25 protein-coding genes and 1 riboswitch are annotated in these 25,222 nt (G+C 55.0%); of the genes, 12 read left to right on the top strand and 13 right to left on the bottom strand.

Features of this window, described 5'->3' with window-relative positions; translation table 11 throughout:
• Positions 1–28: 28 nt before the first annotated feature.
• A complete protein-coding gene (locus G506_RS0115955) occupies positions 29–3,340 on the bottom strand; it encodes an SPOR domain-containing protein (RefSeq protein ID WP_028117743.1) in 3,312 nt (1,103 codons plus the stop codon).
• A gap of 159 nt (positions 3,341–3,499) precedes the next feature.
• Here G506_RS0115955 and G506_RS0115950 point away from each other — a divergent pair, with 159 nt between their 5' ends.
• A complete protein-coding gene (locus tag G506_RS0115950; protein WP_028117742.1) occupies positions 3,500–3,859 on the top strand; it encodes an Hpt domain-containing protein in 360 nt (119 codons plus the stop codon).
• Between the two features lie 61 nt (positions 3,860–3,920).
• On the opposite strand, the gene arcA is transcribed toward G506_RS0115950, so the two are convergent.
• Positions 3,921–4,637 (bottom strand): two-component system response regulator ArcA, encoded by a 717-nt coding sequence (gene arcA / locus G506_RS0115945; RefSeq protein ID WP_028117741.1) that lies wholly within the window; start codon positions 4,635–4,637, stop codon positions 3,921–3,923.
• Positions 4,638–5,156: 519 nt separating this feature from the next.
• A riboswitch (Lysine riboswitch) is annotated at positions 5,157–5,338 on the top strand.
• A 66-nt stretch (positions 5,339–5,404) separates the two neighbouring features.
• Between arcA and lysC the strand changes: the two genes are divergently transcribed.
• A complete protein-coding gene (gene lysC / locus G506_RS0115935; protein WP_028117740.1) occupies positions 5,405–6,769 on the top strand; it encodes a lysine-sensitive aspartokinase 3 in 1,365 nt (454 codons plus the stop codon).
• Here lysC and asnC read toward each other — a convergent pair.
• Positions 6,766–7,254, bottom strand: coding sequence for a transcriptional regulator AsnC (gene asnC / locus G506_RS0115930; protein ID WP_051202199.1), 489 nt, complete (start codon positions 7,252–7,254; stop codon positions 6,766–6,768). The two genes, lysC and asnC, sit on opposite strands and share 4 nt — an antisense overlap.
• 128 nt (positions 7,255–7,382) lie before the next feature.
• Here asnC and asnA point away from each other — a divergent pair, with 128 nt between their 5' ends.
• On the top strand, positions 7,383–8,360 hold the full coding sequence (gene asnA / locus G506_RS0115925) for an aspartate--ammonia ligase (protein WP_028117738.1): 978 nt from the start codon (positions 7,383–7,385) through the stop codon (positions 8,358–8,360).
• 120 nt (positions 8,361–8,480) lie between these two features.
• Here asnA and G506_RS20515 read toward each other — a convergent pair whose 3' ends face one another.
• The 7 genes from G506_RS20515 to G506_RS0115895 all read right to left on the bottom strand — a co-directional run bounded on the left by G506_RS20515 (position 8,481) and on the right by G506_RS0115895 (position 13,847).
• Entirely contained in the window at positions 8,481–9,200 is a 720-nt protein-coding gene (locus tag G506_RS20515) for an Ig-like domain-containing protein (RefSeq protein ID WP_051202198.1), read from the bottom strand.
• Positions 9,161–11,026, bottom strand: coding sequence for a S8 family serine peptidase (locus tag G506_RS19970; RefSeq protein ID WP_051202197.1), 1,866 nt, complete (start codon positions 11,024–11,026; stop codon positions 9,161–9,163). The genes G506_RS20515 and G506_RS19970 overlap by 40 nt, the downstream gene beginning before the upstream one ends.
• A gap of 260 nt (positions 11,027–11,286) precedes the next feature.
• Complete coding sequence (rluA, locus tag G506_RS0115915; RefSeq protein WP_035387463.1) at positions 11,287–11,946, bottom strand: bifunctional tRNA pseudouridine(32) synthase/23S rRNA pseudouridine(746) synthase RluA; 660 nt, start codon at positions 11,944–11,946, stop codon at positions 11,287–11,289.
• Positions 11,947–12,026: 80 nt separating this feature from the next.
• A complete protein-coding gene (locus tag G506_RS0115910; RefSeq protein WP_028117736.1) occupies positions 12,027–12,314 on the bottom strand; it encodes a hypothetical protein in 288 nt (95 codons plus the stop codon).
• A 5-nt stretch (positions 12,315–12,319) separates the two neighbouring features.
• A complete protein-coding gene (locus G506_RS0115905; RefSeq protein WP_051202196.1) occupies positions 12,320–12,853 on the bottom strand; it encodes a class I SAM-dependent methyltransferase in 534 nt (177 codons plus the stop codon).
• 5 nt (positions 12,854–12,858) lie between these two features.
• On the bottom strand, positions 12,859–13,269 hold the full coding sequence (locus G506_RS0115900; protein WP_028117734.1) for a hypothetical protein: 411 nt from the start codon (positions 13,267–13,269) through the stop codon (positions 12,859–12,861).
• 83 nt (positions 13,270–13,352) lie between these two features.
• Positions 13,353–13,847, bottom strand: a complete 495-nt coding sequence (locus tag G506_RS0115895; RefSeq protein WP_028117733.1) for a protein-tyrosine phosphatase family protein — start codon at positions 13,845–13,847, stop codon at positions 13,353–13,355.
• Between the two features lie 115 nt (positions 13,848–13,962).
• Here G506_RS0115895 and G506_RS0115890 point away from each other — a divergent pair, with 115 nt between their 5' ends.
• From G506_RS0115890 to G506_RS0115870, 4 genes are all read left to right on the top strand, one after another.
• On the top strand, positions 13,963–15,354 hold the full coding sequence (locus G506_RS0115890) for a DUF3131 domain-containing protein (RefSeq protein WP_028117732.1): 1,392 nt from the start codon (positions 13,963–13,965) through the stop codon (positions 15,352–15,354).
• 121 nt (positions 15,355–15,475) lie between these two features.
• Positions 15,476–16,165, top strand: coding sequence for a 16S rRNA pseudouridine(516) synthase RsuA (rsuA, locus tag G506_RS0115880; protein ID WP_028117731.1), 690 nt, complete (start codon positions 15,476–15,478; stop codon positions 16,163–16,165).
• Positions 16,166–16,243: 78 nt separating this feature from the next.
• Complete coding sequence (locus G506_RS19965; protein WP_051202195.1) at positions 16,244–16,768, top strand: YbjN domain-containing protein; 525 nt, start codon at positions 16,244–16,246, stop codon at positions 16,766–16,768.
• Between the two features lie 14 nt (positions 16,769–16,782).
• Positions 16,783–17,007 carry a YgjV family protein gene (locus tag G506_RS0115870; protein WP_028117730.1) on the top strand — a complete coding sequence of 75 codons (225 nt, stop codon included), beginning with the start codon at positions 16,783–16,785 and terminating at the stop codon, positions 17,005–17,007.
• Positions 17,008–17,050: 43 nt separating this feature from the next.
• On the opposite strand, the gene G506_RS0115865 is transcribed toward G506_RS0115870, so the two are convergent.
• Genes G506_RS0115865 through G506_RS0115855 form a run of 3 tightly spaced genes read right to left on the bottom strand, consistent with a single transcriptional unit; the run spans position 17,051 to position 19,916 of the window.
• Positions 17,051–17,680 (bottom strand): TlpA family protein disulfide reductase, encoded by a 630-nt coding sequence (locus G506_RS0115865; protein ID WP_084631504.1) that lies wholly within the window; start codon positions 17,678–17,680, stop codon positions 17,051–17,053.
• A complete protein-coding gene (locus G506_RS0115860) occupies positions 17,677–18,063 on the bottom strand; it encodes a cytochrome c-type biogenesis protein (RefSeq protein WP_028117728.1) in 387 nt (128 codons plus the stop codon). The genes G506_RS0115865 and G506_RS0115860 overlap by 4 nt, the downstream gene beginning before the upstream one ends.
• Complete coding sequence (locus tag G506_RS0115855) at positions 18,054–19,916, bottom strand: heme lyase CcmF/NrfE family subunit (protein ID WP_035387436.1); 1,863 nt, start codon at positions 19,914–19,916, stop codon at positions 18,054–18,056. The genes G506_RS0115860 and G506_RS0115855 overlap by 10 nt, the downstream gene beginning before the upstream one ends.
• Positions 19,917–20,414: 498 nt before the next feature.
• On the opposite strand from G506_RS0115855, the gene G506_RS0115850 reads away from it, so the two are divergent.
• The 5 genes from G506_RS0115850 to G506_RS0115830 are packed head-to-tail and all read left to right on the top strand — an operon-like array spanning position 20,415 to position 25,221.
• Positions 20,415–22,439, top strand: coding sequence for a multiheme c-type cytochrome (locus G506_RS0115850; RefSeq protein ID WP_028117726.1), 2,025 nt, complete (start codon positions 20,415–20,417; stop codon positions 22,437–22,439).
• A gap of 59 nt (positions 22,440–22,498) precedes the next feature.
• On the top strand, positions 22,499–22,921 hold the full coding sequence (locus G506_RS0115845; protein ID WP_028117725.1) for a rhodanese-like domain-containing protein: 423 nt from the start codon (positions 22,499–22,501) through the stop codon (positions 22,919–22,921).
• A gap of 51 nt (positions 22,922–22,972) precedes the next feature.
• Complete coding sequence (locus G506_RS0115840) at positions 22,973–23,767, top strand: FKBP-type peptidyl-prolyl cis-trans isomerase (RefSeq protein ID WP_028117724.1); 795 nt, start codon at positions 22,973–22,975, stop codon at positions 23,765–23,767.
• 11 nt (positions 23,768–23,778) lie between these two features.
• Positions 23,779–24,462, top strand: a complete 684-nt coding sequence (locus G506_RS0115835; protein ID WP_028117723.1) for a tetratricopeptide repeat protein — start codon at positions 23,779–23,781, stop codon at positions 24,460–24,462.
• Between the two features lie 30 nt (positions 24,463–24,492).
• The gene (locus tag G506_RS0115830; protein WP_035387435.1) at positions 24,493–25,221 is read left to right on the top strand and encodes a 4Fe-4S dicluster domain-containing protein; all 729 of its coding nucleotides are present in this window, start codon (positions 24,493–24,495) and stop codon (positions 25,219–25,221) included.
• The last annotated feature ends 1 nt before the right edge of the window (position 25,222 follow it).

Genomic DNA, 25,222 nt, shown 5'->3' with positions numbered 1-25,222 from the left:
CCTGTGAGGCCACCGTCGGTTAATGGCTTTACCGTACCGCAGAGAAGGGCCGTAACCACGGTTGAGCCAACGGCTGTGGCAGCTGCTGCAGTTGTTGCTCGGCGGTTTGGCGATCGGCAAAGCTGCCCCACAACACTTGATACCAGCCGTTGTGTTCGCTGATTTGCCATGGCGGAGGTAACCGCTGCTGGCGCACAAACGCTTCGGCGCTGGCGCGGGCTTTGGTGGCGACCACCTGCCAGGTAAAGTGATCGGCCGGTTGCTGGGCGAGCCAATCCTCGCTGCTCAGTTGCGGCGCTGCGATCGCAGCTGAGGCCGCGACAATCCGCTCACGGCGCAGATCGGCAACCCGTCGTGGCATCGGCTGGCCGTTGCTTAAGCCGTTGGGGATCTGGCGCGCGCCGCGTTGGGCGGACAACGCATTGGGATACTGCCCAGCTAGCAGCAAATAGGTTGGTTTACCGGCGCGTTTGACTGGCACTTGATTGAGCGACAGCTGTGGGTACTGTTGCCGCAGTTGCTGCAATGGAAACGGCCGCTGGCTGGCGGCGACTTGTAACAGCACATCGTCGTCGGCCATTTGTGCCAGAGGGTCGCTTACCGGTGGGCGCATCGCAACGGCAGGCTGTGGCTGCGGTTTGCTGACGGTTGCCGGTGCCGGTTTGGGTGCCGATTCGGTGACTGGTTGCGGTTGGGCGTCGTTCAGTAGCTGAATCGCCCAGTCTCGGCGCTGTTCGCCACTGGCGCTGATATTCAGTGGATACAGCGGAATCGCGGTGCGCAGTTGCCGTTGCCGCAGCTGTTCGGGGTTGGCCATCAGATAATATTGGCCTGGGCGAAGCTGTGAAAACTGGAATCGACCTTCAGTGTCAGAGCGAACTGAGCGCAATCGCTGCTGATTTAAATCGGTGACGTTAAGTTCCAGATCGCCGATGACTTGACCGTGTTGATCGCGAAGCTGACCGGCAATGCTGCTGGTGTTAACCAGCGCTAAGTCCACTTGATTTGGTTGGCCAGCCAGCGGTACCAAGCCCATCACGCCACTGCGCAGCACCATGCCAGCAGGCAGCGACTTGGGATCGATCGCAAACTGGTAGCTGCGGTTGGTCGGTACTTGCTGCAGGTTAACGATACCGGCGTGGTCACTGACTTGGCGCGGCCAACTGGGGCTGGTATCAATGACGATGCCGGTGAGCGGTTCATCGGTGCGATCAAAGTGACCATTGTTGTTAACGTCGCGATAGACCCGCACGCTGATGTCGGCCAGTTGCGGCCTTAGGCTGCTATCAACTTGCCGATCTCGATTGTCGCGATAGTTATAGGCCATGGTCGCGGTGGCGTTGATCTGCCAATCGCCATGATCATCAAAGCCGCCCTCTAAGCCGACCGTGAGCCAATCGTGGCGATAGGCGATCTCATGCGCCATCCCCCACCGATTTTCGTTGGTGTCAAACGGCTTGTCGTAGAACAAGCGGGTGTGGTTACTAAAGTCGCCGAACGGGCGCCAGCGCAGCCGCGTTTCAAAATCCCGCAGTCCCTCGCCAATTTGGTAATGGATATTACTGGATAGCCCCCACTCATAGCCGCTCGTGGCCAGCAACAGCTTGCCTTGATGGCGGCCACGGACTTCGCCTTGATAACCGCCGTCGTACAAGTAGGTGTGAGTAACACTGAAGTTGCCTAACTGACTGGAGAGTCGATTGGCCAGCACACTGCTGCTTGGAAGGGCGTCATTTTGATAACGCTGGTGCTGTGCTCCGAACGCGTACTGCCAGCCCCCCAGTTGCCAAGTTTGCCCTTCAAGCCACAACTCGGCGGCACTTTGCAGTGGCGCTTGCTGATCAATCTGATCGGTTTGCATGCCATCGTGGTAGCGATAACTGCCGCGCAGGAAGTAGTTGTCGCCTAAGGCACGGCTGGCACCGGCAAAGTAGGCGGTAGCGTCAGCGCCATGCAGCGCTTCCAGTTCAATATTACTGTCCCACAACTGCAGGCTGGAATTGATGCCGAAGTAACGCTCGTCAATGTTCTGATTCGGGCTGGTGGTGCTGGCAAAGGTTTGCTGCTGCAGTGATAGGCCGATATCCCACCAATGGCTTATGCCATAGTTGAGTCGCAGTCCGTGCTGTTTTAGCGAACGTAACTGTGCTACCTCTTGGTCCTCTTTGTCATTGGCGACAAAGCGACGATTATCGATGGCCATCAGGTTATAGCTGAACTGACCTGCGGCAGTTTGATTGCTGTTATTGATGGTTTGACGCCGCACCTGATATTCGCCCTTGCTGCCATACAGGTGCATCTCAAAGGTGTTGGCGCCAGCTAATAGTGGTTGTTGTAAAAAGCGGTAACGGCCAGATTGCGGAGTTTCGGTGATCGCCAGCAAGACGCCGTTGCGGTACAGATGCACCTGCCAGCCAGGGGGGGCATTGCCCTCCAGATTGGCAAGCCCAAATTGGTGGCTGCGCGCATCACCAATTTGCACCCCGACGCCTTCGTTGGCGCCTTGGCTTAGGTTGTCGCCAAAATAACTGACATCGCCGAGTTGGTATTGACCAAGCTGAACTGGCAGATCGCCACCAAGATCATTCAGATCGCGGCTTAAGCGCAGCCGATATTCGCTGCGCTGTTTGGCCATCTTGTTGGCGCTGATCTCATAACTTTGTCCAGCTAAGTCACCACTGGCCAGCAGCCCCAACTGATAGTTTTGGGTAAGCAGGTCGTCGCCGACCAGTGCGCCTTTACCAAAAGCAAACAGCACCGGTTGGCTGGCGTCTTGGTAGGCGTGTGGGTGGATCGGATCAAAACCGCCGCTGTGGAAATTTTGCTGTTGCCCTAAACGGGTGTTATTGGCCTGCTGCGCCAACAGCTTGTCAACTGCCGGTAGCGGCATCTCGCTGCTTACCAACAGCTGCTGGCTTTGTTTGTTGAACGATAATTGCAGCGGCAGGATCTGTTGCAGCAGTTGCTCGGAGACATAAAGATCGACGCTGTCGCGAGCCCACGGCTGTTGTGGCCTTAGCTGATACTGTTCGATGCCACGACGGGCTTGTAGATTGCCGATATCGAGCAAAAAGTTGCTATTTTCACCGCCGATCCAGCCGTTGGCTTTGGCGCTGGCCGCATCACTGCGGATATCTAATCCAAGCGCGGCCGCAAACGCCTGCAACGGAATCAGGTTTTGCTCTTGGTAGCGATAGATTACAATCGGTTGCGGGAGTTGTTGCTGGTGGCTGTGCACGCTGAAAGTATGGGCTTCAGCTGCGGTTAGGCGGATCTCTTCGGTGCTGCCGTTGCTGGCAACCAGCACCAAAGTCGCCAATCCGATGGCGTAAATTCGCATCAATAATTACTGCATTCTGATGGAGTTAACAATTCATCGGCAGGATATCAGTAATTGGGTGGCCTGACAGCTTGGATGCTGATAATTTGCAGGCAGGTTAGAATAATTAAAATCGGTCTGATTTTAGAATAACGTTAAGCTGAAGTAGGGGAGGAGTTTATCGTGGTGCAAGTGAATGCCAATTTGGATACCAATACCTTAGATCAATATTGTGATGCCATTGGGCCGGCGATCTTGATGAAGTCGGTGGTGCTATTTGAACAGATGGCACCGCAGTATCTGCAAGAGATTGAAGCGGCCATTAACTCCGAAGACAAAAAAGCGATCATCGCCGAGGCACACAAATTTAAAGGGGCTTCCGGTTCCGTTGGCCTGTTGCGATTGCAGCAGTTAGCGCAGCTAATGCAGTGCGGTGATGAGCCCCAGTGGCCGACCAACTATCGTATTTGGTTTGCTGAAATTCAGCAGCATTACGATGAAGATCTGCAAGCACTGAAAAATTACCTGAACAGTAAATAACTTGGCTGTTTAGACAAAAAGAGCGCCCTTGGGCGCTCTTTTTGTTGCTTCGAAGCGAGCCTTATTCGCCCAGTTCGCCGCAGAAACGGTAACCTTCGCCGTGGATGGTGGCGATGATTTCTGGGGTTTCTGGGTGGCTTTCGAAGTGCTTGCGGATGCGACGAATGGTAACGTCGACAGTACGATCATGCGGCTTCAGTTCGCGGCCGGTCATCTTCATCAGCAGATCACCACGGGACAGGATCTTGCCTGGGTTCTCAACAAAGTGCAGCAGCGCACGGAATTCGGAACGCGGCAGCTTGAAGAACTCGCCCTGTGGGCTGATCAGCGAGCGGCTGTTGATCTCTAACGTCCACTGGTTGAAGTGGTAGAACTCTACCTGTGGGCGCTCGTCGGTTTGACGAGAAGCGTTAACGATGCGGTTCAGCAGGTTGCGCGCGCGAATGGTCAATTCACGTGGGTTGAAAGGCTTGGTGATGTAGTCATCGGCGCCGATTTCCAGGCCCAAGATTTTATCCACTTCGTTATCGCGACCGGTAAGGAACATCAAAGCGATGTCATCTTTTTCACGCAGTTCGCGTGCCAGCAATAGGCCGTTTTTACCCGGCAGATTGATGTCCATGATGACCAAGCTGATCTTGTTGCTGCGCAGCACGTTGTGCATCTCTTCGCCGTCGTTAGCTACGGTAACGGAGTAACCTTCGGCCTCAAAGATACTTTTCAGCGTGTTGCTGGTAACAGCTTCGTCTTCAACGATAAGGATGTGCGGATTTTGCATTTGGGCTACCTAAAAACCACGATTCAATAATGAACAGCGACGCCAACCGTAGTTCACGTCGGTAAGCATAGGCAAAGTCCCTTTTGATGCCACATTCAACACCGCAGTTGGCATGGATGACGGTGTTGAATTCGGCCTCTGCGCCTAACTTAAATTTTAATAGTCGCTAAGGATACCCAAAATCCATTAGCAGTAATCCGAGTTTGTTAACAAATCCCTCAAATCGTTATCTCGGTCACAACTTCTGTTACTGGCGCACTTGTGGCGGAATGGCAAAAACTGCGGTTGCGGTGGCACGGTTTGTTAAAAAACGGGTTTGAAAGCGGCAAATTAGCTGGAGATTGGTTTTTTTATAGCGACCGCTTCTGTTGTGGCCGTAAGGTTGCCAAGTTGTTGCGATTGCAATTGTTAATGGCGGCCATTTAGCGGTAATTATTGATGGTTGTTATCGGTAGTTTGCCAAGGTTGGCAATTTGTATCTTTGGGTTTGACTTGGGCGAAAACCATTTGCTTTATTAGGGCCTCAGAAGAGGTGCGATGCTCAGGTAATGCGAACGTAGTTAGGCCGTACGGGCCGGTTCAACTGAGGGGAGTCTCGCCGAGGTCAGTGATCGAGTACGCGATCGCTGATCGGCCACTGGGGCTGAATCCTCAGGGCTGTCACCATAGCGACAGGATTATGGTGGAGTGCTTCTTAAGGTTGCGCGGTCAATGGCTGGCGTAACCTGCGGACGCTCCGTTTCAAGGTAGATTTAGGGGCGCCAAGCATGCCACACACCAGTACGTTAACCGTCGCCAAATTTGGCGGCACCTCCGTTGCCAACTATCGGGCGATGCAAGCCTGTGCCGATATCGTCTGTGCCGATCCTGCCATTAAGGTGGTGGTGGTCAGTGCCTGCAGCGGAGTGACCAACCATTTAGTGACGCTTGCCAGCGGTCAGTTATCGCCATCGCAGCGTCAGCAAACCCTTGAGCAGATCGCGGTTATCCAGCGGCCAATTTTGGATGAACTGGGCGCTCCAGCGGCGTTAGCTGACTACATCGAACAGCAATTAGTGCAGATGGACCGCCTGAGCTTGCAGGCACAAACCTCGCCCTCTGGTGCTATCAAAGACTCGCTGCTGGCCTTAGGTGAAGCCTGCTCTTCGGCGCTGTTTACCGAGGTGTTGCAACAACGTCAGCAAGCGGTGCAGTGCTTTGATGTACGCCAAGTGCTACGCACCGACAGTCATTATGGCCAAGCGGAGCCGGATCTGGTGCTAATCGCGTCGCTGTGCCAGCAGCACCTGCAACCGGTTTTGGCTACCCAGCGGGTAGTGACCCAAGGATTTATTGGTGCCGATAGCGAAGGCCATACCACCACCTTAGGGCGTGGCGGTTCAGACTATTCGGCAGCCCTGTTGGCAGAGGCGTTGGCGGCAGAGGTGCTGGCGATTTGGACCGATGTCGATGGCATCTACAGTTGCGATCCGCGCTTGGTGCCAGCGGCGCGGCCGATTGCCGAGTTAAGCTTTAATGAAGCGGCCGAGATGGCGACCTTTGGCGCCAAGGTGTTGCATCCAGCCACCATCTTGCCGGCGGTGCGCAGCGGTTGTGCGGTGTTTGTTGGTAAAAGCAGTGAACCCCAACGTGGTGGCAGTTGGATCCGCCAGCAATTACAGGGAGCCCCAGGTTATCGGGCGGTTACCCTACGTCGGCGCCAAACTCTGTTGACGGTGCACAGCCTCAATATGTTGCATGCCCGTGGCTTTTTGGCGGAGCTGTTTGCGATTTTGGCCAAGCATCGGATCTCGGTGGACTTGATCACCACCTCAGAGGTGTCGGTGGCGCTCACCTTGGATAATACCGGCTCTGATGGCTGCGGTATCGAGCTAATCACCCCGGCGTTGCGGGCCGAATTGGAAGCGATGTGCCGCTTAGAGGTGACCGAAAATCTCAGCCTAGTGGCGGTGATTGGCAATCAATTGGCAACCACCGCAGGGGTGGCGCGCAAGGTCTTTGCCGAGATCGATGGCTACAATGTGCGGATGATCTGTCACGGTGCCAGTGCCCATAATCTCTGTTTTCTGGTCGCCAATAGCGATGCCGATGCGGTAGTACAACACCTGCATAAACAATTGATTGAAGCTTAAGGCTGAATTTGCCGCCCAATTGGCTGGCTCAATGACAGCAAGGTTTCGGTGGATTGGATCTGCTTAATCGCTTGGATCTGATCCACCAGCAATCGATGCAGATCATCGATATTGCGGCAACGGATCTTAATGAAAATGCTGTAATGACCGGTGGTGTAGTATGCCTCGGTCACCTCTGGTAGCGCTTCCAATTGCGCAAGTACCGCCGGGTAATCGCCGGCGGCCTTCAAATTAATCCCAATAAAACAACAAACCTGATACCCCAATGCGCGGGGATCGAGCATCACTTGAGTACCGCAGATCACCCCAGTGGCTTTGAGCTTTTCGACCCGCACATGGATGGTCGCGGGACTGACGGCGAAGCGTTTAGCCAGCTCAGCATAGGCAACTCGAGCATCTTGTTGCAGTGCCACTAGGATCTGTTTGTCCAAATTATCGATTCGTTGGCGCAACAGCTCGTTTTCTTGGGTATTTTGTTGGTTCATTAATTTTTGGCGCAATTACTTTGATAATCGAAATCATACAACGGCATTTGTTGTTTGATCTATTGCTGAATGAGCGGTTTGGCTAAATGATGGCTGCCAGTTAACCAAGATTTAGTGTGAGTGCCACCATGAAACAGAGCTACATCCAAACCCAACAACAGATCCAATTTGCCCGCCACCACTTCAGCCAGCAATTGTCGCAACAATTGGGGTTGTTGGAAGTGCAAGCGCCGCTGTTGTGCGACGCCGATAGTGGTGAGCAAGATGGGCTGTCAGGGATTGAGCAACCGGTGGCCGTTTCGGTTAAGGCACTGCCAACTAAGCGTTATCAAGTGGTGCAGTCTCTGGCTAAATGGAAGCGTCGCACCTTGGGCCGCTACCAATTTGCCGCAGGCGAAGGGATCGTGGCGCAGATGAAAGCCCTGCGTCCGGATGAGGACAGCTTGGGCGCCAAGCATTCGGTCTACGTTGACCAGTGGGATTGGGAGCAGGTGATCGACGCCAGTGAGCGCTCCGTGTGCGGCTTAAAAGCGCGAGTTGAACAGATTTGGGCGGGCATTAAAGCCACCGAAGCGATGTTGGCAGAGCGATTTGGTTTGCCGCAGCAACTGCCTGAGCAGATCCACTTTATTCACGCTGAAACCCTGCGTCAGCACTATCCACACCTGTCTGGCAAAGAGCGTGAGATCGCCATCTGTAAAGAGCTGAAAGCGGTATTTATTATCGGCATCGGCGCGCCGCTGGCAGATGGGCTAGCCCACGATGCTCGCGCCGCCGATTACGACGATTGGAGCACCGAAGCGGCGGATGGCGCTGGCCTGAACGGCGATCTGTTGGTGTGGCATCCGCAACTGCAAGACGCGTTTGAGCTGTCGTCGATGGGGATCCGTGTTGATGGCGAAGCCTTGGTGCGGCAGATGCATCTGCAGGGGCGCGAGCGCGATCTGCAACTGCCATGGCACCAAGCGCTGTTGAACGGCGAACTGCCAGCGACCATTGGCGGCGGTATCGGTCAATCGCGATTGCTGATGCTGTTGCTGGGTAAGTCGCACATTGGCCAAGTGCAATGTGGCGTCTGGGCAGAGCAGTGCGATAGCCGCCTCTAGTCACGGCGGGCACTGCCAACGATAACAACAAGGCCTTAGCGTGTAACGCTAAGGCCTTGGATATTCACGCGAGGGGCTCTCGCGTGGCTAGGTGCGCGCGGAAAGACGCGCGGTTGCGCGTTAGCTCAGCCAGCGGCGACGCAAGCCAATGACAGGCAGTAGCAGCAGTGCCAGCCAACCGACACTACCGCTGTCGGTTTCATCGTCAGCACCGCTGGAGTCGTCATCGGTTGCTGGGGTCACAGTGACGGTGACCTCAACAGCATTGGAGTCAGCGCTGCCGTCATTGGCGATGGCGCTAAACACCAAGTCGGTGGCGGCATCGACGCTCGGCGCGACAAAGCTCAGTTGATTACCGGCAATGCTCAACTCGACTGCGGTGCCTGCGGTTTGGTTAACGCTCCAGCTCAAGCTATCACCATCAACATCTTCGGCAGACAAACTCACCGAAACCTCGCTACCGCCGGTAACGGTGCCAGCGGCGATCGCTTCCAGTGCTACCGGCGCGTCATTGACGTTGGCGACGGTGATGCTGGCAACGGCGGTGCCAATCACTGCGCCTGCGTCATCTAACGCTTCATAGCCAAACTGGTCTTCACCGGCAAAGTCGGCATTTGGGGTGTAATCCACGCTCAGGTCGTCGTTAACGGTAATCATCCCATGCTCCGGCTCGCGGCTGATGCGGATTGCCGTTGGTGCATCACCACTGACCTGCAGCAGTTGCAATGACTGCAATTGCTCGCCTTCATGACTGACGTGGAACTGCAGTGGCACTTGCACCACTTCGGTATCATTGCCTATCAGATCGAAGTTGGCGGTTTGATCTCCACCGCTGACCAATCTGGGTGCTGGGCACGCATCAGGGCCGCGGCACCAGCAACGTGAGGCCCCGCCATTGAGGTGCCGCTAAGCAGCGCAAACTCCTCGCCCTCTCGGCCAATCTCTTCCGGTGACATCGCTGAAAGAATCAAACTGCCTGGGGCAGCAATGTCCGGCTTAAGAATATTGGGGTTGCCGTTCGGACCGCGAGAACTTGAGGTCGCGGTGTTATCGGCAAACTCATTGGCAACGATACGACTGATGCTGGCGCTGATAGTGCCGTCAACGGCGCCGGTGGCCAGTTGCGCGAGGGCGTTGTCGCCATCGGTTTGACTGATCATTACTGCTGGAATGGTGGTGTCATCCAGTGCCATGGTGATCGGTTGACCATCGCGGTTGTTGTAGACGATTACCGCACCTGCGCCTGCGGCGGCGGCGTTATCGACCTTGTCTTGGAAGGTGCAAGCGCCGCGGCTGATTAGGGCGATGCCATCGGCAAAACTGTCGGCGGCAAAGGGCAGGCAGCCTTCGAAATTGGCTTGGTCGACACTGACCGCGCTGATCACCGGAGCACTGATATCACTGGTCAGTTTGCTGCTACCACCACCTTGAATCGACAGCAGCCCGCTGTCACTGCCGATGCCGACTTCGTTGGCAAAGAAGCGGCCATGAGTGGTGTTAGCGACCGCAATACCGGATTCAATACAGGCTGGGCAACCGATGGTTTGCGCCCCAGAGCCGGAATTACCTGCAGAGCTGACCACCACCACGCCAGCGGCTTCAGCAGCCAAAAACGCTTGTTGGTAGGGGGAGGTGGCTGGATCGGCACCGGCACCGCCGCCCCACGAGTTGTTGATCACATCGGCGCCATCATTGACGGCATGTTCAAGGGCTTCCAGCAACATGGTGTTGGAGCCGGATGCGCGGGTTGGATCCGCCAAGGTGGCGTACAGCGCCTTATAGGACATCAGGTAAGCGCCTGGAGCCACCCCCGAGATGGTGACATCCTGCCCTTGGAATTCGATGTCGGTGACGTTACCGACGGCGGTGCCCGCGACGTGAGTGCCGTGGCCATCAAAACCCAGTGGGCTCATATATTCCTGTTCGGCGACTGGGAAAGTGGGCACCGACCAGCGGGCCACAATCAATTTGTTGTTACAAAAGCTGCTGTCGATCTGGCCACAGTAATCGTCGCCAGGCAGGCTGCTTGGCGGATCCATGCCGTCATCATTAAACATCGGGTTTTCTGGGCGGATCCCGGAATCGATCACCGCCACCCGAACCCCTTTGCCGGCGTTGTCGCGATCCGCTAATTTGGCCCAAGCGGCGGCACTATTTATCAGTTCCAGTGACTGATCCATCTGCGTTGAGTAGAGCTGTTCAGGGTAGACCGCTTTTACCCCGGGCAACGCCGCTAATTGGGCTTGGCTGATCCCTGGCACATAAACGCTGATGCCGTTAAATACGGTGTCGAAGCTGGCCTGATGTTGCACCACTGGGAAGCGCTGTTTTAGCGAGGATAGCAGCGATTTTTGTTGCCGTTGCAGGTAGCCACGATAAGAGCTGACGGCTGGGGTTTGTAGCTGCAATTTGCCGTCGCTGCTGGCGGTGGCCGCCATGCTGGCGATGTCGCCACGATAAGTGGCGATGGGCTGCTGCTGCAACTGTAGAATATAGCGATCCCGTTGCTCATTGTGATGATGTTGGCGTTCGCTCGGGCGGTAGTTTTGGGTGACTTGAGTCACTTCAAAGTTAGTTAGTGTCGGGGCGTCAGACAGTGATTTTGGCGCAGCATGAACGGAGCCCGTAAGTCCAAGGGCGACCGCGATAGCTATTTTGGTTTTCATTCGTTTCCCTTCCTGTTTTGACAACCAGTGCGACAACCTTCTGCGCTGGATCGCACGTGCATGCGACTATGCGTTTTTAACATGGCTGTAACATTATTGCGAGTGGCAGGAATAGAGACGTAAATAGTCAATTTGACTGGATTTTGTTTCCTATTAAGTGGTTTTTTAGGTGAAACAAAAAAGCTCTGACAATATCTGTCAGAGCTTTCGTTTTCGGCGTACGGCTGTGTTGCTTGATAAGCTCAACGATACCAATTTGCTTAAGCAAATGGGCAGGGGGCTTTAAGTTCCAGCCAGCGGCCACTGGTGGGCTGCTTAATTCGCAGTTTGTAGGCGTGCAGTTCTAACCGGTCACTGAACTCCAGCGCCGCACCATCGGCATAGAAGCGATCGCCAACAATCGGGTGTCCCAGTGCCTGCATATGCACGCGCAATTGGTGCGAACGGCCGGTGATTGGGGTTAGCGCCATTAGCGTGGTTTGTGCTTCGCGGCGGATCACCTTGTACTTGGTTTGCGACGGTTTGCCGTGCTCAAAACAGACGATCTGCTTCGGGCGGTTTGGGTAGTCGCAGATCAGCGGCAGATCGATAAGCCCTTCATCTTGCTCCGGGTGGCCCCAAACCCGAGCCAAATATTGTTTGCTGGTTTCGCGGTCGCGAAACTGGCGTTTAAGTTCACGCTCGGCCTCTTTGGTGCGCGCCACCACAATGATCCCCGAGGTCGCCATATCCAAGCGATGCACATCAAATGCTTGACCATAGCGTTCGATGGCACGGGTCATCACACTGTCTTTGTGGGCGATATCGCGGCCCGGCACCGACAACAGTTCCGCCGGTTTATCGACCACGATAAGATCTTCATCACCGTGGATCACGGTCAGATACGGTTCGGTAGGCGGGTTGTAGACAAACATCGGGATACTCCAGAAAAGCGAGGGCGCCACGGTAGAAAAAACCGCGCCACTTAGCAACTATCTTTAGCGGAGCTTGAGCGAGGCGGCTAAAAAATATTGCTGCCGCTGGCGAACACAATCGAGAAGGTCCACACCACGAACGCCAGTGGCAGGTGAACCAAGGCGTAGAAGAACGCGTCGAGGCGATCCATCACCTCATCATCCACCATCAGCCACAGATGCACTAAGGCGATCAGTGGCAGCGTTGCCATCAGTGGCCATAGGATTAGATTGCTTGGCGGCAGCAATCGCCCCAGCAGCGCTAGCGCCACCATCACCAAGGTCAGCGCGGGGGCGGCGCCAATTTTTATCTGGTTGGGGTACCACTGCAGCATCGGCACTACTCCGGTTTGCGCGCCACCAGTTGGGCCAGGTAGCGCTCTGGATTGGTCAGCTTTCCTTCACGGTAGTGGATCTGCGACCAACTGGCAAAGGCTTTGGCCAATTCGCCGGGTTGCAATAAAAAGTCGGGGTTACGCGGTCGACCGATGCTGGCTTGTTCGATGGTGAAGGTTTCATAGACCAATACCCCTCCGGGCAACAGCGCTTGCGCTAGCCATGGCAGCAGCGGTCGATGCAGATAGTGATGGCAGATAATTGCGGCGAAGCGGCGACCGGCAAAGGGGTTGCTGCCAGTTTCAAGATCCTGATGCCACAGCACCGCGTTCAATTGTTGATCCGCTAACCGCTGCGTTACCAGCGTTAGCGCCTCATCGCTGCAATCACAAAACCACATCGGCAGCCCCTGTTGTGACAGCCACAAGCCATTGCGGCCACCGCCGCAGGCCAGATCCAGCACCGGTCCTGCCGGCAGTCGTTGCAGCTGCTCAAGGTGCTTCAGCAACAGCGGGCTTGGCGTCAGGGAATCGTGCATCTGGGTTAGCCTTTGATCTCTTTGCCACCAAGAACCCGGCGATGCCACAGCGAGTAGTGGCGAAAGTTACCGGGGCCGTGGGCGATGAATACCGATAACAGGGCAATAAAGCTGTACAGGTATGGCGCCAGCGAGGGGTAGGGGTAGCACAGTGCCAGAAGCCCCACCTTGCCGATGGTACAGGCGCCTTTAAGCTGCACCGCCCACAGCGGTGACCGCCAAATCTCCCACGCCATCAGCAGCACGCCGCTGATCATCGCCAAGATCCACCAGTTGCGCCACTGTTCAATATCAAGGCCATAGATAAAGCCACCAGCGCCGCCAACGATGCCGACCACATGCAGGGCGCGAAGAATGGTTTTGCCGGAGCGCAGCAGGTAAAACTCACGGTCACTAACGGTTTTCTGTTTTGGCATGGTTCTGTTTCACTGGTGAATAACGGCGCGATTATCGGCGTTGGCAAGAAAATATAGCGTTAACTGTCTCACAGCTTGCGGGATCACGCTGAGAATTGCCCGAGTTGCGGTTCTAGCTCGCTTAGCACTTGCAGTGCCATGCTGTGCCAGCCTTCGGCGCTCAAGGCGATTGGGCGGACCTGCAACACGTGTGCGATCGCTTCTGCTGGCGCCACCTTGTGCAGTTGCATCACTAAATACGCCATCAACATGCCGGTGCGGTCTTTGCCGCTGCGGCAATGGATCAGCACCGTTTGTCCCTGCGCTAACCGTGGCTGCAGTTGTTGCCAAGCGTGATTCAAACCGTCGGCGCAGCACTTGGCGTCGCCCGCTTGCGGCGGGATATTCGGTGGCAGCTCGACATGCAGGTGATCAATGCCATAGCGGTCGAGCTCGCTGACATCAACGCCGCTGGCGCAGTTCAGCGACACCACCAGATCGAAGCCAGCATCAGCAAAGTCACTCAGCTGCCACGGATCTTTATTAGGGCCACTGCGACCGGCGATCTGCCCTGGCACCAGCCAAAACACCTTATCCATTATTATCTTCCGTTGAGGTTTGTCGTTGACTATACGGCGATTTGTTGTGCTTGCGGCAACTATTATTGAGACAGGAGTCGCAGCAACGTCGAGTAACCAAACGCAAGGAGCGCGGGTGACCAATAACCGATGGGCGACCATCGCCATCTACATCATGTTGCAGGCGGCGCTGCCGCTGGCAGCGGCAGACACCAAGTTGGCGGATCGCTCGCAGATCTCCGGCGGCGAACATCAGCAGCAGTTGCAAGAACCGGGACTGAATGTTCGCGGAATGGTGCCAGTCGCAGAGCCGATCAAAGCGGCGCCTCAGCGGCTGTCGAGTGTGGCGCCGCCGGAGATGCAGATGTTATCGCTGCAAGCGCATGTGGTGCCAATGTTTGATGCGTTGACGCCCTTGCAGCGGCAGATGGCAAGCCGTGCTTGGGGTTACTTTCAAAGGGAATATCAAACGGCCACGGGCTTGGTCAATTCGGTCGCGGGTTATCGTGAAACCACCTTGTGGGATGTGGCCAGTGTTATCGCCGGTACCGTCGCCGCTTACGAGCTTGGGCTTATTGATAACGCCGAGTTTGATCTGCGCATGCGGCGGTTGCTGACCACCTTGGCGCAGATGCCGCTGTACGATGGCAAGCTGCCGAATCGTAGCTACCACACCGACAGCGCTAAGCCCGTGGTGCAAGCCAGTAACCGTCAGCGTAATGGCAGCGGTTGGTCGGCCTTGGATATTGCCCGAGCGCTGGGGTGGCTGGCGATTTTGCAGCGGCGTCAGCCGCAGTTGCAAACGCCAGTCGCTGCGGTGATTGCTGCTTGGCAGTTGCCGCTGCTGGTCAATCAGGGCGAGCTGCAAGGGGCGCGTTTTAGCCGTGGTCACGAGCGGCGTTATCAAGAGGGACGGCTCGGCTATGAGCAATACGCGGCGATGGCATTGGCGCTATGGGAGTTGCCGGTGGCCAAAGCGCTGGCGCGCCAGAGCCAGCAACGGGCGCGGGTGGCAGCCACGCTGTTGCCGTTTGATCGGCGCCCGCGGCCGTTTTTAACCAGTGATCCCTACTATTTGGCCAAGTTGGAATTTGGCGCACTGCCGCCAGCGATGGAGCAGGACTATCAACACTTGCGTCAAGCCCATGCCAATCGTTATCGCCAGCAGGCACAGTTAAGCTGTGTCGGTGAAGATGCCATCGCTTGGCCGCCGTGGTTTTTGTATAACAACCTGCACTATCAGGGCGAGCCGTGGCAGAGTACCGATTACCTTGGTAAGCCGACCAGTCGCAGCCAGCGGCTAAGCAGCAAATGCGCGGTGGCGCTGGCGGTACTGGCGGATGATCCGCTTGGGCGGGCGCTGTGGCAGCAAGCGCAGCAACTGCATCACAGTGATGGTTGGGATAGCGGCATCATGGTGGACGATGCCGTCAATCGCAGTCGCAACCTCAATACCAATGCGGTGATCTTAACCGCGCTGCTGTATGTCCATAATGGTAACCAAGGGCTGCTATCAATAGCGCCCTAGTTGTTGAACGGCTGAGCATCAGCATGATTTACGCGGTGCTGGCGCTGCTCTCTGCTATCATCCTGCTGCACTGCCGCGGCCTTGTGGTGCGGCGCCGTTCTACCTCAACTCAATAACTTCTATGCGCCTAGACAAATTTCTCGCCGATAACACTGAATTGACCCGCAGCCTTGCCAAACGAGAGTTAAAAGCCGGGGCCATCACCTGCGATGGCGTGGTAATTAACGATCCGGGCTTTAAAGTGTCGGACGATACCGATGTCTGTTGGTATGGCGAGACCGTCGGTGCCATCAACACTCGCTATCTGATGTTGCACAAGCCGAAAGAGTATCTGTGTTCCAACATTGATGAACTGTACCCGTCGGTGCTGCAGCTGATTGGCCTGCCGCGTACCGATACGCTGCGGATAGCGGGGCGACTGGACGTCGATACCACCGGTTTGGTGCTGTTGTCTGAAGATGGCCAGTGGTGCCACCGCATCACCTCGCCCAACTTTCACTGCAGCAAAACTTACCTAGTGCAGTTGGCCGAGCCTTTGGTTGCCGACGCGGAGGCCCAACTGCACGCTGGCGTTGAGCTTCATGGTGATGGGTTAACTCGCCCAGCGACGCTAGAGCGGTTGAGTGACACGGAGGTACGGATCACCATCATCGAGGGCAAATACCATCAAGTTAAACGGATGTTTGCGGCGCTGGGCAACAAGGTGGTTGGCCTGCACCGTGAGCAGGTCGGGGCGATTGCGCTGGATCCCGAGTTGGCTGTGGGCGACTGGCGCTACCTGAGTGCCGATGAGATAGCGCTGTTTCAGTAATATCTGCAAACATGGTGCACGGCTTTTGCGCGCTTTTTGACCTAGGGTTATAGGTAAGCAAGTGCATGAGGTGTAGCAATGTTTCGATTGCCTCTGGCGGCTGTGATGGCCGCCTTTTTTGTTCCCACGCTATACAGCCCGTCGCTCGCCGCGGAATCCTTAGTCGATGCCAGTGATCCTGATAATCTGCTGTCGATGATGCAGGTGCACGGGGATGCAGTGATTGACCGTGACGGCGTTGGCGATCCGTTGATTATCGGCTCCTACCAAGGCGCCATCTATACCGTCAGTTTTTACGGCTGCGAAGCGGGTCAAAATTGTCGTGATCTGATTTTTAATGCCGCTTGGCAAAACCCCGGCATGGACATGCGAGCGATCAACCGCTGGAACAGCAACAGCCGCTACGGCAAGGCGTTTTTTGATGATGAGGGCGATCCCACCATCGAGATGGCGGTCAATCTGCATCTGGGGGTGAGCCGCAGCAATTTTGCCGATACCATCGAGTGGTGGTTTGCCTCGATGCAGCAGTTCTCGCAGCAGATGGGTTATCAGCCTTCAGGCAGCGATGCTCCAGCCACAGGCCCAGCCACGCCGAGTATGTAACCAGAGGAACAGCCATGACCGCAGAGTATTGGCAGTGGGTCGGCTACGCCGCGTCGATTACCATTGCCGTGTCATTGATGATGTCCGATATGGTCAAACTGCGTTGGTGGAATCTGACCGGTGCAATCTTATTTGTCGCCTATGGCAGTGCCATCAGCGCTTGGCCGGTGGCATTAGTTAACGCTTTTATCGTCTGCATCAATATCTACTACTTGCAGCAACATTACAGAACATCATAAAAAACGCGGCGCTCAGTGAGCGCCGCGTTTGTTTTATCGGGGGTTAGCCTTCAGCCTGAACAAAGTTAGGCTCGGCGTACTTGTTGATAAGTTTGCCGACGTACTCTTGCACCGCTGGCTCCAGCCAATCGATGTAGCCACGAATGTGGCCAACCAAGTTGCCATTACCATCGAAGAAGTAACTGGCTGGTACGGTATCGATCACCGCGATATGGATAAAGTCGCCTTTGGTATCCATCCAGGTTGGTACGTGATCCATCTTGTACTTGGTGATCAGCGGCGCTACCACCGATTGGTCTTCATCCACGTTGATTGGCTGAATATGGAATGGCTGACCGGCGAAGTGCTGTTGCAGCTCAATCAACTCCGGCAGTTCTCGCCAGCACGGGATACACCAGGTCGCCCAGATATTAACCATGGTCAGTTTGCCGCCAAACTGGCTAAGGGTCACTTCATTACCGGCTTTATCGACGAACGGCACAACCGGTGGCTTGCGGGCGTTGGTGTATTCCACAAAGCGCGACAGCTGCCATGGTTTTTCAATCTGCTCGCCGGTGCTGTATACCTTTGGCAGATGGGCAGACAGGGCTTGCGGGGCGACCAACAGTGCCGCTAACGACAATACCTTAACGCTGCGGCGCAGAGCGTGCATGGACGATGTTACAGAGATCATGAGTTCCTCTTGACAGAACGGTGGCGCCACCACATTCCGCTAAGTAACAGCAGTAGCAGCACCACAGGAGTAAGCCACAGCACAGCAGTGGCGGCATTAAATGGGGGTTGATAGCGGATCTGCTGGCCGTAACGTTCGGCTAAGCTGTCAACGATCTGAGTTTTGCTTTGGCCTTCCGCCAACATCTGGGCGATGCGCGCTTTCAGTTCATAAGCGATCTGAGTTTCCGACTCGGCCAAGGTTAGGTTGGTCGAGGCCGGATCTCGCAGTTCCATGGCGATACCATGGGCACGCTCAGCCAGTGATGGCGCCGCTTGTAGTGGGGCGACAACGGAAAGTGTCAGCGTCAATAGGGCGACCGCAAGGCGGTTAATTAGGCGCATGCTGGCTCCTTTACCGTGTCAGCTTGTGGCACGTGGCGACGACGCTGAGCGATGGCGACAGTGCCACCGAGTAGCATCAAAAAGCCACCAAACCACAGGCCGTTGATCATCGGCTTGCGGCTGATCCGCAGCAGATGGCGACCGGACTCCAGTGCTGGCCCCATCGATAAGTAGCGATCCTCAAACACCGTTTGCTGCACCGCCGCTTCGGTGATCTGCATGTTGGTGGCGCCAAACAGTTTGCGTTGCGGGTACAGGTAGCCCAGTTGGTTACCCTGTTGATCTTCCAAACGCACGGTGGCTTGTTCAGCGGTAAAGCCACGACCCGTAACGGTATCGACAGACTCCATCACAAAGGCGATATCGCCAACAAAGCGGCCTTCGCCTGGGCCCATTTGCACCATCGCTGCCTGTTCAAAGTTGGAAACCGTGGTGGCGCTGATGATCGCCACCGCCAGTCCGGTATGGGCGAGCCATGCCGGCCAACTTTGGTTGCGGCGGACTAATGAATAGACGCAGCTTGGTAGCAGCACGCTGGCGCCAAAGGCACCTAACCACAGCAACCAGTACGGTTCAGTGGCAACACCCCAGTTCAGCGCCGAAGCCAAGGCCGCAGCGATTACGGCTAAGCCGATCTGCACCGGTCTACTTGGCCACATAATCCAGGAGATCAACAACGCACAAGCAATGGTGATCGGCACAAAGATGGCGTTGAAGTACGGTGGTCCGACCGAGATTGCACCTAGGTTCAACGCCGAGAAGATCAGCGGGTAGATAGTGCCTAACACCACTGCCACGGTGGCCACTACAATCAGCACGACCGCCACGGTAAGGATGCCATTACGACCGCTTAGATCGCTGCCAGCTTGTTGTTGCAGCAGCTTCTCGGCGTTTTTAGCAAACAGGGTAAAACCGCTGATGGTGACCGCGGCCAATAGCAGCAGAATGCTGTAACCGCGGCTTGGATCGGCGGCAAAGGCATGCACCGATTGGATCACCCCAGAACGCACTAAGAAGGTGCCCAGCAGCGACAAACAGAACGCCAACAGACACAGCAGTAGAGTGGTCAATTGCAGTTGGCCGCGACGATTTAAGTACAAGCTGTGCAGCAGGGCGGTGCTAATAAGCCAAGGGATAAACGAGGAGTTTTCCACTGGATCCCAGAACCACCAGCCGCCCCAACCTAACTGGCTGTAGGCCCACCAAGAGCCAAACAGGTTGCCGCCAGTCAGCAGCAGCCAGCCCACTAACGCCCAGCGTCGTAGCCACGGCAACTGTTTTTCAACTAACTCGGCGCGGTACAGCATGGCGCAGGTGCCAGCAAACAATACCGCCATCGCGACATAACCGAAGAAGACCAACGGCGGGTGCAGAATCAGCCCGATGTTTTGCAGCATTGGGTTGAGATCGCGGCCCTCAATCGGCACCTCGGGTAGCAGCCGCGCAAACGGGTTAGAGGTCAATAACAGGAACAGCCCAAAGCCAGAGGAGATTGCCGCCATCACGGTGCTGGCGTCATAACCGAAGCGGTCACGGCGGTCGATGATCACCGCACAGATCACCTTCGCGGTTAACCACAGCAGCATCGAACCTTCGTGGCTGCCCCAAACCGCGGCGATTTTAAAATAGGGCGCGAGATGACTGTTGGAGTGGTTGGCAACGTAGGCCACCGAAAAATCATCGACTAAGAAGCAGTAACCCAGCACCAGCAGTGACACAGTGATGCAGCTGGCACTTAAGCGCATCAATAGATGGCCTTGGTACTGCAAGGAGGGCACCAATGGCAATAACGCCCGAGCAATGCTCAGTACGGTACCGATAATTAATAGAAACAGCCCGAGTTCGGCAGCCACAATTTCACTCCTACGAAAATGCCGCCTCAAATAACCAATGGGTAGGCGGCATTGCTATGACGTAAATGTACCAATCAAGTTCCATTCAACGCAGAAGCAATAATGCAGAGTGTGACGCTTGCTCAAAAAAGAACGGTATTTAACCAATGAAACTTTATTTCCTTTAGCGGGGCTATTTGCGAGCGTTATTTATGAATACTGAGTTTTGTGACTTATAGAAAGTTTTAGCTTCTTTGGTGAATTTGTTTTTTCGCTAAAGTTCTCTAAAAAACTCTAAAAAAGTTCTAAAAAAGCCTTTTTTAATTTTGCTTAAATTGTTGTTTTTAAATGCATTTGGGTGGAGATTGATGGTTTAGGGTTGATCGCCCTGTAAATTGCGCATTTGGCTCACATTTAGCTTTTGCAGTTTCGGCAAAATGGCTCTCGGTTGATTGCGGTGGCGAGGATGGAATAGCCCAGCAACGCCACTTAGCAATACCAAACAACTAGGAGTGAATGATGAAAACCTGGAATACCAAAGCAACTGCAGTTGCACTGCTTTGCGCCGCTGCCTTCGGCGCTCAAGCAAACGATGCCCCACCGCAAAGCGACTTGGGCTACAAAGCATCGCCGCAAACCCACAGCGTATACGCTAAAGGTTCAGGCACTATGGAATCGCGCGGTGTAATGACCCTGCACGATTACATTATCACCGAGAAAGAGTTCTGGGATTACCTGTTCGAGAATCACCCGATCTTTAAGACCTACATTCCAGAAGGTCGTATCGTTGGTAAGCCACACATCTCTGACCGTGGTGAAGAGTACCTGCACACCGGTAACTCCGAAGATTACTCTGAAAAGAACGGCGCCATCATGGCGGTTCAGTACCGTCTGGGCGAGAAGTCGATCCTAGACTTCCCGAACAAGTTCATCGGTCCAGAGAAATGTGGTGAGTGTCACGCGGTTCAGTACGAGAAGTGGAAGCGCTCTCGTCACGCCAAGACCATCCGTTTCCCAGATGAAATGGAAGAAGTGGGCGGCGACCTGAAGAAAGGTATGTATGGCACCAAGTCTGGCGTTCTACCAGCGGGTATCACCGAAGAGGCGATCTACTCTGTAGTTGGTACTCCACGTACTAAGTACGGCTACATCGATGCGTGGCTGGTTCGTGGTTCCTACACCGTTCGCGACGGTCTGTTGGCTGACGGTACCGGTACCGTACACGCTGGCTCTAACCAGTTCTCTCTGAACTGGCTGACCTTCTTGACCCCAGAAAAAGCGGCTGAAATCCAGAAAGTTATCCCAACCTTCCCAGTGAAGATGGAAGAATTCGGTGATTCCGGTTCTAACGAATGGGGCCGTAACTCCTACGGCGCTAAGCAGGACAAATCGTTCCTGTTCCAGCCAGCCTCTTCCTACTGTGAAGTGTGTCACACCTTTAAGTTTGATTACCAAACTAAAGAGGAGTTCTTCGCCGATCTGGGTAACCCAGAAGCACTGCGCGAGCACACCATCTCCAAGGGTATCTCTTGTGAAGAGTGTCACGGCGCTGGCGCTCACCTAGAGGGCGGTGTTGGCGGCGGTATGCCATCCAACTGTGAACGCTGTCACCAGCGCTTCAACTACGTTGCTGAACTGGCAGAAGGCCCAGGTGCTAAGCCAGAAGACGCCTTCAACGTGAAGATGAAGTCTGCCTGTGTATCTTGTGGTACTGAAGGTTCGCAGATGTTTGGTTCCGCGCACTACGAAAAAGGCATGCGCTGTACCACCTGTCACGATCCACACGAAGTTACTGACACCTCTTACCTGAGCCACGTTTCTAATCCGAAACTGAAGAAGCAGTGTGAAGACTGTCACGAGACTCAGCTGGAGTTCCACCAGTCTTCTGCCCCTCACGGCGAAAACACCTGTTCTTCTTGTCACATGCCAAACATGGGCTCTTGTGAGAACTTCACTGCGATTCAGTTCCCAGACCAAGCGGGCTTCGACAACGTTCGTGCCTCGCACATCTGGAACATCAAAGTGGATCCAATCAAGAAGACTCTGAATCCGGGCGAAGGTCAGCCACGCGTATCTACCAGTAAAGGTTGGACCGTTGCTAAAGACGAAGACAACTACGCGTACCTGGATCTGATGTGGTCTTGTGCTCGTACTTCTGCTCAAGATCGTAACGTTCTGTCCGGTAAAGGCTGTCACTCTCAGTTCCAATCTGAACTGGATAAAGGCCTGCACTTCGAAGATCAGCAAGAGATCTACGGTGAAGTAATGAAGTGGCAGGGTCCGGTACAGGAACTGCACGCCAAAGTGAACAAGCAGATCGAACGTATTGATGAGCTGATGCTGATCACTCGTCTGACTCTGTCCGACAAAGCCGACGTGATGATGATGGTAGACAAGGCTCGCGCCAACGTTGCCAAGATCGACAAAGACGGCTCTTGGGGTGTTCACGGTCCAGCACTGGCTAAGCGCCTGATGGACGAAGCTTGGGTTTACGTACAGCAAGCTCAAGACACCATGGATAAAGCAGGTTACGACAAGAAGTAATCGCTAAATCCTGATTCGCCCCAGCGGCTCTCGCTGGGGCGCTTTCAAGGCCTACCGTTATGCGACTCATTTTCTCTTTATTACTTTCTTTATTTGTTGGCGTCAGCCAACCAGCCGTTGCAGGTGCCGGTGACGAGATGGTCGCCGCCGATGATTTTCGCTTTGAACTGAACATCATCAACATGCACGAAGCGGAACAATATGTCGGCAATCCCGATGTGCTGTTCTACGACGTCAACACCTTGGAATTGTGGTCTGAGGGTTTCATCCCTAACGCCATCCATTTCTTCGTTGAAGACTGGGAGCGCTTGCTGCCAGAAGACAAAAACAAACTGATGATTTTTTACTGTGCGAACCGTCTGTGTAACGCCTCTGAGCTGGCCGCCTATGCGGTTATGAAGAAGGGCTACACCAATGTCCGCCAGATGCCAGACGGCATCTTTGGCTGGCGCATGTCGGGTCGCCAAGTTGAGCTGCCATAAGCGGCTTAAATTGCAGATTTAACTGAAGTTACCACGTTGAGACTAAGCACCATGAAATACTCCCTGACTCGCACCCTGATCTCCGCCACCGTGGCACTGGCGATGACCGCCCCTGCGGCTTTTGCCCAGACCACTTTTGCCGACGACGCGGCAAAAGAGAGTTACGCCGTTGGCGCCAGTATGGGCAGCTACATGCTGGGCCAACTGTTAACCCAACAGGAGTTGGGCGTGGCCTACGACAAAGAGATGGTGCTTAAAGGCATTAGCGATGCCATCAGCCAAGATGTCAGCCTCGATCAAGACACCGTACTGACTCTGATCAACGCGCGCGCCGAGATGCTTAACGAAAAAGTGGCGCTGAAAAAAGCCGCGTTGGCGAAAGAAAACCTGGAAAAAGGTCGCGCTTACCTGGCGCAAAACGCCAAGAAAGAGGGCGTGTTCGTGACTGAATCTGGGCTGCAATATGAAATTCTAGAAGCCGGTGAAGAGGGCGCTGCTAAGCCGAAACCGGAAGAGGTGGTGACCGTTCACTACATCGGCAAGGACATCACTGGCGAAGCGTTTGAAGACACTTACCAGAGCAACGTACCGGCGCAAATCGCCCTGATCAACGTGATTGACGGTTGGAATGAAGGTCTGCAGTTGATGCCGGTGGGCGCCAAGTACCGCTTCACCATTCCGTCGGAACTGGCTTACGGCGAAGCGGGCATGAACCTGATCACCCCAAACAGCACCTTGGTGTTTGATATTGAACTGATCAAAACCGACCGCCCAGGCATGGGTGGCCACGGTGGCATGGGTGGTATGGGCGGCATGAGCATGAACATGGGCATGAACGCTCATTAAGGCCTGCCTAGATGCTGACTTTTGCAATTGCTGCATTACTGCTGTTGCTGGTGACCCCGCTGTGGTGGCGCTGGCAACAGTGCGGTCAAGCTGTGACCGTGCGGCAGCAAGCAGACATCGACAGCGCCAACACTCGCCGTCCCAGCGGTGTGGCGCTGTTGCTGTTACTGGCACTGATTGGGGGCAGCAGTATCGGCGCCTACAGCCAGCTGGGTCGCTTCGGTGACTATCAGCTGCAGGTGATTGATAACGCCCCTGACTATCTGCAACGAGAGCGCCTGCAATCGCTCGCCTTGCAAGCCAGTACCCCGGCCGAACTGGCGCAATTGGCGCAGGCTTATGCCGAATTAAACCAGTACGACCAAGCTGCGGCCACCATGGCGCGGCTGCTAAGCCTCTCTGCCGCATCCAGCCACGCGTTGGCGCTGCAGGCGAAGTTTAGTTACTACCGCGATGGACGCGTGCTAAACGCCGACACGCAGTTGCTGATCAGTCGCAGTCTCGCGCTCAATCCTGCCGAGCCCGAAGCGCTGTTGCTATTAGCAAACCACGCCTATCTGCAGGGCGAATACGCGCAGGCGCTAGAACATTGGCAACGGTTAATTGATGCCGCGCCAGCGTCTTTAGAGCTTGCGCCAATTCAACGTGCGATGGCGAAAGCCAACGCCAAGCTTGCGGCCGCGGCACCAAAATGATGATGGAGAACCTCCATGCCCCTTGTGGGTATGGTATTGGAGGATAACGTGAGTAACTCAACGCTAAATCGACGCGATTTTATCAAGTGCGTAGGGGTTGGCGGTGCGGCGATAACGGTGATGGGGTGCAGCTCCAACAGCGACTCCGCCGCGGCCGAAGGCAAGCCACACTATGTCATGGTATTTGACCAAAATAAGTGCGTTGGTTGTGGTCGCTGTAAAGAGGCCTGCAACACCGCCAACAACCTGCCAGAGGGGATGGCTCGGTTGACCTTAGAGCGTCAAACCGACCGTGTTCCTGGCGCCGTTTGCCCAGAATGTGGCAAAACCGACTGTAACTGTGACCGTAAATATGTGCGGGTTTCCTGTCAGCAATGTCAGAACGCCCCATGCGTGATGGTGTGCCCAACTGGCGCTGCCTACCGCGACGAAAAAACCGGCATTGTTACCATGGACGACAGTAAGTGTGCCGGTTGCAAATACTGCATTACCGCGTGCCCTTACAACGTGCGTCAAATCAACAGCGATACTGACGTTGCTCACAACTGCGATTTCTGTCTGCACAGCAAACTGGCCAAAGGCGAACTGCCTGGCTGTGTGCAAGCCTGTAAGTACGACGCGTTGGTGTTTGGTGATGCCAATGATCCAAACAGCTTCGTAGCGAAATTGCTGGCGGTGAAAGATTCCCAACGGATCCGTCCGCATCTGGGCACCGATCCAAGCCTGCGCTACATCGCTATCAATAAGCCGGAGATCTGAT

This window comes from Ferrimonas senticii DSM 18821 (assembly GCF_000422665.1).
In the GTDB taxonomy this organism is placed as follows: domain Bacteria; phylum Pseudomonadota; class Gammaproteobacteria; order Enterobacterales; family Shewanellaceae; genus Ferrimonas; species Ferrimonas senticii.
Note: the sequence above shows the minus strand (reverse complement) of the source record. Positions and strands in the feature narration are given on the sequence as shown.

Bases quoted from the DNA above. Each gene is read 5' to 3' on its own strand.
- G506_RS0115845 (WP_028117725.1), top strand. From the start codon at position 22,499: ATGCGACTCATTTTCTCTTTATTACTTTCTTTATTTGTTGGCGTCAGC.
- G506_RS0115860 (WP_028117728.1), bottom strand. From the start codon at position 18,063: ATGCGCCTAATTAACCGCCTTGCGGTCGCCCTATTGACGCTGACACTT.
- G506_RS0115895 (WP_028117733.1), bottom strand. From the start codon at position 13,847: ATGGATAAGGTGTTTTGGCTGGTGCCAGGGCAGATCGCCGGTCGCAGT.
- G506_RS0115835 (WP_028117723.1), top strand. From the start codon at position 23,779: ATGCTGACTTTTGCAATTGCTGCATTACTGCTGTTGCTGGTGACCCCG.
- G506_RS0115830 (WP_035387435.1), top strand. From the start codon at position 24,493: ATGGTATTGGAGGATAACGTGAGTAACTCAACGCTAAATCGACGCGAT.
- asnC (WP_051202199.1), bottom strand. From the start codon at position 7,254: ATGAACCAACAAAATACCCAAGAAAACGAGCTGTTGCGCCAACGAATC.
- G506_RS0115865 (WP_084631504.1), bottom strand. From the start codon at position 17,680: ATGATCTCTGTAACATCGTCCATGCACGCTCTGCGCCGCAGCGTTAAG.
- G506_RS0115900 (WP_028117734.1), bottom strand. From the start codon at position 13,269: ATGCCAAAACAGAAAACCGTTAGTGACCGTGAGTTTTACCTGCTGCGC.
- G506_RS0115870 (WP_028117730.1), top strand. From the start codon at position 16,783: ATGACCGCAGAGTATTGGCAGTGGGTCGGCTACGCCGCGTCGATTACC.
- G506_RS0115910 (WP_028117736.1), bottom strand. From the start codon at position 12,314: ATGCTGCAGTGGTACCCCAACCAGATAAAAATTGGCGCCGCCCCCGCG.
- G506_RS19965 (WP_051202195.1), top strand. From the start codon at position 16,244: ATGTTTCGATTGCCTCTGGCGGCTGTGATGGCCGCCTTTTTTGTTCCC.
- G506_RS19970 (WP_051202197.1), bottom strand. From the start codon at position 11,026: ATGAAAACCAAAATAGCTATCGCGGTCGCCCTTGGACTTACGGGCTCC.
- G506_RS0115955 (WP_028117743.1), bottom strand. From the start codon at position 3,340: ATGCGAATTTACGCCATCGGATTGGCGACTTTGGTGCTGGTTGCCAGC.
- G506_RS0115840 (WP_028117724.1), top strand. From the start codon at position 22,973: ATGAAATACTCCCTGACTCGCACCCTGATCTCCGCCACCGTGGCACTG.
- arcA (WP_028117741.1), bottom strand. From the start codon at position 4,637: ATGCAAAATCCGCACATCCTTATCGTTGAAGACGAAGCTGTTACCAGC.
- rsuA (WP_028117731.1), top strand. From the start codon at position 15,476: ATGCGCCTAGACAAATTTCTCGCCGATAACACTGAATTGACCCGCAGC.
- G506_RS0115850 (WP_028117726.1), top strand. From the start codon at position 20,415: ATGAAAACCTGGAATACCAAAGCAACTGCAGTTGCACTGCTTTGCGCC.
- G506_RS0115905 (WP_051202196.1), bottom strand. From the start codon at position 12,853: ATGCACGATTCCCTGACGCCAAGCCCGCTGTTGCTGAAGCACCTTGAG.
- lysC (WP_028117740.1), top strand. From the start codon at position 5,405: ATGCCACACACCAGTACGTTAACCGTCGCCAAATTTGGCGGCACCTCC.
- asnA (WP_028117738.1), top strand. From the start codon at position 7,383: ATGAAACAGAGCTACATCCAAACCCAACAACAGATCCAATTTGCCCGC.